This window comes from Methylocystis sp., assembly GCF_051061285.1.
In the GTDB taxonomy this organism is placed as follows: Bacteria; Pseudomonadota; Alphaproteobacteria; order Rhizobiales; family Beijerinckiaceae; genus Methylocystis.
Genome location: NZ_JBPFEA010000041.1, coordinates 24035 through 30202, shown reverse-complemented (window position 1 = coordinate 30202; position 6168 = coordinate 24035). Strand labels below are relative to the sequence as shown.

Annotated in this window: 6 protein-coding genes; 4 read left to right on the top strand and 2 right to left on the bottom strand. The window is 59.6% G+C overall.

Going from position 1 to position 6168, the window contains the following annotated elements:
* Positions 1-106 precede the first annotated feature (106 nt).
* On the bottom strand, positions 107-457 hold the full coding sequence (locus ACR65T_RS15175; RefSeq protein ID WP_434497279.1) for a group III truncated hemoglobin: 351 nt from the start codon (positions 455-457) through the stop codon (positions 107-109).
* 44 nt (positions 458-501) lie between these two features.
* Positions 502-939 carry a response regulator gene (locus ACR65T_RS15170; protein WP_434497277.1) on the bottom strand — a complete coding sequence of 146 codons (438 nt, stop codon included), beginning with the start codon at positions 937-939 and terminating at the stop codon, positions 502-504.
* Positions 940-1417: 478 nt separating this feature from the next.
* On the opposite strand from ACR65T_RS15170, the gene ACR65T_RS15165 reads away from it, so the two are divergent.
* The 4 genes from ACR65T_RS15165 to exbB are packed head-to-tail and all read left to right on the top strand — an operon-like array spanning position 1418 to position 6167.
* Positions 1418-3976 carry a TonB-dependent receptor domain-containing protein gene (locus ACR65T_RS15165; RefSeq protein ID WP_434497276.1) on the top strand — a complete coding sequence of 853 codons (2559 nt, stop codon included), beginning with the start codon at positions 1418-1420 and terminating at the stop codon, positions 3974-3976.
* Between the two features lie 12 nt (positions 3977-3988).
* Positions 3989-4672 carry a Fe2+-dependent dioxygenase gene (locus tag ACR65T_RS15160; RefSeq protein ID WP_434497275.1) on the top strand — a complete coding sequence of 228 codons (684 nt, stop codon included), beginning with the start codon at positions 3989-3991 and terminating at the stop codon, positions 4670-4672.
* A 5-nt stretch (positions 4673-4677) separates the two neighbouring features.
* Complete coding sequence (locus ACR65T_RS15155) at positions 4678-5361, top strand: Fe2+-dependent dioxygenase (RefSeq protein ID WP_434497274.1); 684 nt, start codon at positions 4678-4680, stop codon at positions 5359-5361.
* Complete coding sequence (exbB, locus tag ACR65T_RS15150) at positions 5358-6167, top strand: tonB-system energizer ExbB (RefSeq protein ID WP_434497273.1); 810 nt, start codon at positions 5358-5360, stop codon at positions 6165-6167. The genes ACR65T_RS15155 and exbB overlap by 4 nt, the downstream gene beginning before the upstream one ends.
* Position 6168: the final 1 nt, after the last annotated feature.

The following is a 6168-nucleotide window of genomic DNA, read 5'->3' as shown; positions in this document are numbered from 1 at the left end:
TTTCGTCTTTCTGACGGAAGGGAAGAACTTTATCCTCGGACATGGCGTAACGCTCCTTCGGGAGGTTCGGGCAGGTTTGGTCACCAACCCCGTTACGCCGCCTGCCTCACGCCGTCATCACCCAGATTCCGCTATAGCTCTGCGTCTTCGGCAGCGCTTCATTGGCGCTTTCGCTAAAGAGTTCGAGCCAGCGCGTAAAATGCTGAGGCTCGATCGGCAAATTGATATGCGCGGCGAAAGGCTGGCCCTGATAGCGCTCCGTGCCGAGCAAGGTCCTGGACCAGAAATTCGCGACGATCCCCATATGCTGGTCGAGACCGTCGATCGTCGCAAAGATCGGAGCCAACAGCGGATCTTCGGCGCCCTTCGCGTAGAACCGACGCACGCAATCGTCGATCGCGATCTCTAACTTGTCGCGTTCGGCGCCGTCCTCTATCGGCGGAATGGCGGGCTCCATGGCGACCTCCCTGCAATAAATCTCGAGTGGCGGCTGTTCCGGCGCTAACGCATGTTCAGAACGGTCCGCGGGATTGTGACGGCCTTTTTCCGGGCGCTCAGCAGCGCGTCGACCTTATCGCACAGCAGTTCACTCCGCAGCGGCTTCGCCAGAAAGCCGTGTGCGCCCGCGGCGACGCACTCCTGGCCGAATCCGCTCGAAATCTGATCGACGATGACGACGATTTTGGTTTTGGGAACGCGCGCCAGAAACTCCTGAATGAGATCCAAGCCGTTGACGCGGATGACGCCTTCGGCAAGCACTAGTACGTCGGGCCTTATCTGCTCCGCTTTTGCGAGCGTTTCGGTCGCGCTCGCGAGTTCATGCGCCTCATATTCGTCGTGGAGCATGAACTCGATCGCCGCGCGAAAGGTTTCATTGTCGTCCACGACAAAAACGCGCCTGCGTTCGATGACTTTCGTCACCTTTACGCCGATCTGCATGGCAGCCTCGCGCGGTGATTGACTCACGATGCTGAAAGCAAGTCGCGTGCCGTGGAGCGCCGCGAGGCGGCGCGATCGCTATGGCTTCCCAACCGGATGGCAACCGTCGCATAGCTGTCAGCAGCAATGGCCGCTTCAATTTTGCGGGCTCACGCCAACGGCCAGATCAGCCAAACCGACAAAGCCTCCCGCCGCGCCTCACAGCGCGACCCTCTGCGCCTTTCGGCGCCATGAACACAATATTCTCCCTCAAAGTAGCGCCAGGTAGTTTGGAATTAAAACGTTTCCAAACTAGACGTGTGGCAGAAAGACAACAATCGTCAAAAAAATTGTTGTATGTGTCTGAAACTATACAGATTACAATACTTCCATTCAAACGTTTCGACAGTTGACCGTGACCGCCGCGAAATTTAGCTTCGATCAACTTCTTCGCACGACGCGAAAGTAGACAACGCATAACCCCCTGTGGCGGTTCCCGATGAGCGACGTAAAATCTCCAATTTCTCTACGAATGCTGACTCGGTCGCTTCCGCGGACTCGTGCTGGAGAGCTGACGTCGGTGAAGGCGCTGAGCGTTGCTGCGGCGCTTGCGTCGAGCGTCAGCGCTTCGGCTCTGGCGCAGTCCGCTTCGACGACGCTGCCGCCCGTTAAAGTCGATGCGCCGAAGGAGAAGCCGCGCGCGGCGGCGCCGGCGAAACCCAAGCCCATCGCCGCCGCTCAGACGCATCCGGCGCGTCATGCGGCCGCCAATCAGGCCTCGGGGCAGCGGCCCGGCGCGCCGGGCGCTTCAAGCGCCGGCGGCCAAGGCGCAGGGAACGGAGGCCTTCCGATCTTCGCTACCGCGCCCAACGCCAATCCTTACGCCGATCCGGTTGCGCCCTATAAGGTCGACCGCCTGTCTTCGCCGAAATTCACCGAGCCGGTGCTCAACACGCCGCGCACGATCACAGTGCTGACCAAGGAAGTGCTCGACGACAAGAACGCTTTCTCCCTGCGCGAAATCGGCCGCAGCACGGCGGGCGTGACGCTGGGCACCGGCGAAGGCGGCAACGCCTTCGGCGATCGCTTCTTCCTCCGCGGTTTCGACGTGCGCAATGATATTTTCGTCGACGGCATTCGCGATCCAGGGGTCAGCATTCGTGAGAACTTCTATACTGAGCAAGTCGAAATTCTGCGCGGACCGGGATCGACATTCGCCGGGCGCGGCACGGCGGGCGGCGCGATCAACATCGTCACCAAACAGGCGACCGATCGCGACTTCACAGACCTTAAAACGATTGGCGGTTTTTCCGACCACATGAAGCGGGTGACGCTCGACGTCAACAAGGCGATCAGCCCGATCCTCGCGGTGCGCGTCAACGCTCTTTATCAAGGCTCGAATGTCGCAGGACGCGGCTTCGTCACCGATGATCGCAATGGCGTGTCGGGCTCGGTCGTCTTCAAGCCAGTCGAAAACTTGAAGCTGACAGCCGAATATACGCATGTCTATCTGAATGGCCTGCCGGATTTTGGCGTGCCTTACAATCGCATCTGGAACCGTCCATTCACGGAGGGTTTGGTGTCGCGCGACACATGGTATGGATTCCTCGGCCGCGACAAACAGACGGCGGTGCAGAATTTTGGGACCTATACGGCCGAATATCGCTATAATGAGAATTTGACGTTCAACGCCCGGCTTCGGCAGGGACGCTCGATGCTCGACTATATCGGCACGCTCCCTGAGAGTCCGAGTCTGTTCTTCCCTGGCGTTTTTAACGCCACATTGAACCTCAACCCGCAAAGCCGTCATCAGTCGACGGCTGTTTTCGACGAGCAGACCGAAGCAACGATCAAGTTCGAAACGGGGCCGGTCAAGCACGCCCTCGTCGCCGGCGTCGAGTTCGCTCGGGAAGGCGTCACGCGCAACACTTACACGGGGCTGCAATCGGAAGTCTTCAGCGCGAACCCCAACAGCAATAGGATTGTCGGAAATATATTTCTTCCACCGACCTATCTGCCCTTCTATAGTCAGCCCTATCTCTCAAACAATCCGGTACGCATAGCAGTTGATACGAAGTCCGGTTATCTGATCGAAACGGCGAATTATCAGGATGTCGTATTGGTCAATGGTGGCGTGCGCGCCGACGATTACAATATCAGCAGCCGCAGTGAGACAGGTTACACGGTCTCGGGCGGCGTTATCCAGCCGACCTTTGCTCAGAGCCACTCGACCATGGTGAACTACAACGCCGGGGTCGTCTTCAAACCGCTGCCGAACGTCAGCGCCTATGCCGCTTACGCCACCTCGTCGACGCCCGTCGGCGCCGAGCTTGACGGTAGCGCGGCGAATTACGGCGGCTTGAACGCGGCGGCGCAAATCTTTGCTCCGCAACTCAATAAGGCGGCGGAGGTCGGTTTGAAATGGGAGCTGTTCGACCGGCATCTGCTGGCGACCGCCGCCTTCTTCCGGACCGACGTGACGGGCGCCCGAGAAGTGAATTCCGGCGTGACCACCGGCAACGCGTCCTATTTCGTCGACGGCATCGACCTTGAGGCGGCAGGCAATATCACCGACAAATGGATGATCCTTGGCGGCATCGTGCTGATGGAATCGCAAGTGACGAGTTCCTATGTGCGAACCAACATCGGCCTGCCGCTCGCCAATATCGCGCATCAGTCCTTCAGCCTGCTCTCGAAGTATAAGGCCGGCGAACTGCTCGGGCTTGCGCCGGACATGCTCGAAATCGGCGGCCAGTCGATCTATCGCTCGAAAGTCTACGGCGGCAGCAACCTCGTCGCCAATGGCTCTCCGTCGTTCAATGCGTATGGCTGGCCGACAGCCGCTAATACCGTCTTGAACGTTCCGACGGAGCTGCCTTCTTACTGGCGTTTCGATATTTTTGCGGAGAGCAAGATTGGTGAGAACATCACCATGAAATTCTCGGTCAACAATCTCTTTAACCGGACCTTTTACGACGCCTTCTATCAGTCCGCGGCGCCCTTCGCGCAAATGGCGCCCGGCCGCGCCGTTTATCTCGAAACGCGCGTCTTGTTTTAGGGATCGCAAAAGATGCTTGCTCACATCGAAGGCGCGCTCGAGAAGAGGGAGGTGGACCTTCTCCGCCAGGCGATGACGCAGGCGGAGTGGGAGGACGGCGCCTCGACCGCCGGCGCGAACGCCGGCGATCTGAAGCGCAATCAGCAACTGCCGCCTGATTCCGAACTCTCGCGCGCGCTCGGCAAGCGGCTGCTGTCGGCGCTGCTTGCCAATCCCGCTTTTGTTTCAACGGCTGTTCCGCTGCGCATCTATCCGCCATTGTTCAACCGCTATTGCGTCGGCGACCATTTCGATCCGCATGTCGACAACGCCATACGCGGCGACGCCATGACCGGCGCGCGTATCCGCGTTGATCTCGCCGCGACTGTGCTTCTTTCCGATCCTGACGAATATGAGGGCGGCGAACTGATCGTTGAGGACGTCTACGGATCGAGGCGATTCAAGCCGCCGGCGGGCGATCTCATTCTTTATTCGGCCGGCAGTCTGCATATGGTGACGCCGGTCACCGGCGGCCTACGTCTCGCCTCATTTTTGTGGCTGCAAAGCATGATCCGCGCCGACGAGGCGCGCAGCCTCGTTTGCGATCTCGACGAATCGATACAGGAGCTCGCGCCGCGCGTGGGCGCAGACGATCCGGATTTGCGCAAGCTGGTGACCGTCTACCACAATCTCATCCGCTACTGGGGAGAAGCATAGCGCTGATGCTTATTTGCATACCCGAAGTTCTTTCCAAGCAGCAGGTGGCCTTTTTCCGCGCGGCCATGGACCGGGCGGCGTGGGAGGATGGCCGCGCGACCGCTGGTTCGCAGTCTTCTCTGGTGAAGAACAATCTTCAACTGCCGCAAGCCGGCGAAGCCGCGCGCGAACTTGGCGAACATGTGCTCGAGGCGCTTGCGCAGTCGTCGATGTTCGTCTCCGCGGCGCTGCCGCACAAGATTTTTCCGCCGCTCTTCAATCGCTATGGCGTTGGGCACGATTTCGGATTGCACGTCGACAATGCGATCCGCGGCATTCCCGGAACGCCAATTCGCATTCGCACGGATCTTTCTTGCACGCTGTTCCTCTCGGAGGCCGACGAGTATGACGGCGGCGAGCTTGTGATCGAGGATCGGGTCGGGCAGCAGGAAGTGAAACTTCCCGCAGGCGATCTCGTGCTTTATCCTTCGACGAGTCTTCATCTTGTCAAAGGCGTCACGCGTGGTGAGCGCATCGCCTCGTTTTTTTGGATGCAGAGCATGATTCGTGACAACGTGGCGCGCGCTTTGCTCTTCGATCTCGACCAGGCCATCCAATCCCTGACGACTCGGCTGGGCGCCGGCGATCCTGCCTGCGTCAAATTGTCGGGCGTTTATCACAATCTGATCCGAACATGGGCTGAAGCATGAAACGTCATTTGCAGTTTCTCGTGATCTCAATCATTGCGCTTCTCGCTGCGCAGAGCGTCGCAGCCGCACCGGGGTCGCCAGCGCTCGACGCAGCGATTGCGGCCACCAAGCCTCATGATCTTTCGGTGTGGACGATGTTCGTCAACGCCGACATCGTCGTGAAGTTCGTAATGGTCGGTTTGTTGCTGGCGTCCGTCGCGACATGGACGATCCTCATCGCCAAAACAATCGAACTGAAGCGGTCGCGCGAGCGCGTGATGACGGCGATACGCCGCCTCTCCGAAGCGCGCGGCCTCTCCGAGGCGCGGCTGGCGCTTGGCGGCGGCGACCGTTTGACGCAGGCGCTGCTTGGCGAGGCGACGCGGGAAATGAAGCTTTCGTCCGATATTCTTGCGGCGCCGGGCGTCAAGGAGCGCATTGCAGCGAGCTTCGCGGAAATCGAGCGCGCCGAAGCGCTTTCGATCAAGCGGGGCACCGGACTGCTCGCCTCCGTCGGATCGACGGGGCCCTTCATCGGACTGTTCGGCACCGTCTGGGGCATTATGAACAGCTTCATCGGCATTTCCAAAGCGCAGACCACCAATCTGGCCGTCGTCGCGCCCGGCATCGCCGAAGCGCTGCTCGCAACGGCGATCGGGCTCTTCGCCGCCATCCCGGCGGTGCTCATCTATAATCATCTTGCGCGCCAGGCGACGGCCTATCTCGAGCTCGTTTCTAATCTCTCCGGCGAATTGCTTCGCATCGTCTCGCGCGATCTCGATCGCGCCGGACATGCCGCCTCAAACAAGATTCATGCGGCGGAGTAGA

What these genes read in the sequence shown, in the direction of transcription:
- ACR65T_RS15155 (WP_434497274.1), top strand. Translation starts at nt 4,678, where the DNA reads ATGCTTATTTGCATACCCGAAGTTCTTTCCAAGCAGCAGGTGGCCTTT.
- ACR65T_RS15170 (WP_434497277.1), bottom strand. Translation starts at nt 939, where the DNA reads ATGCAGATCGGCGTAAAGGTGACGAAAGTCATCGAACGCAGGCGCGTT.
- exbB (WP_434497273.1), top strand. Translation starts at nt 5,358, where the DNA reads ATGAAACGTCATTTGCAGTTTCTCGTGATCTCAATCATTGCGCTTCTC.
- ACR65T_RS15165 (WP_434497276.1), top strand. Translation starts at nt 1,418, where the DNA reads ATGAGCGACGTAAAATCTCCAATTTCTCTACGAATGCTGACTCGGTCG.
- ACR65T_RS15160 (WP_434497275.1), top strand. Translation starts at nt 3,989, where the DNA reads ATGCTTGCTCACATCGAAGGCGCGCTCGAGAAGAGGGAGGTGGACCTT.
- ACR65T_RS15175 (WP_434497279.1), bottom strand. Translation starts at nt 457, where the DNA reads ATGGAGCCCGCCATTCCGCCGATAGAGGACGGCGCCGAACGCGACAAG.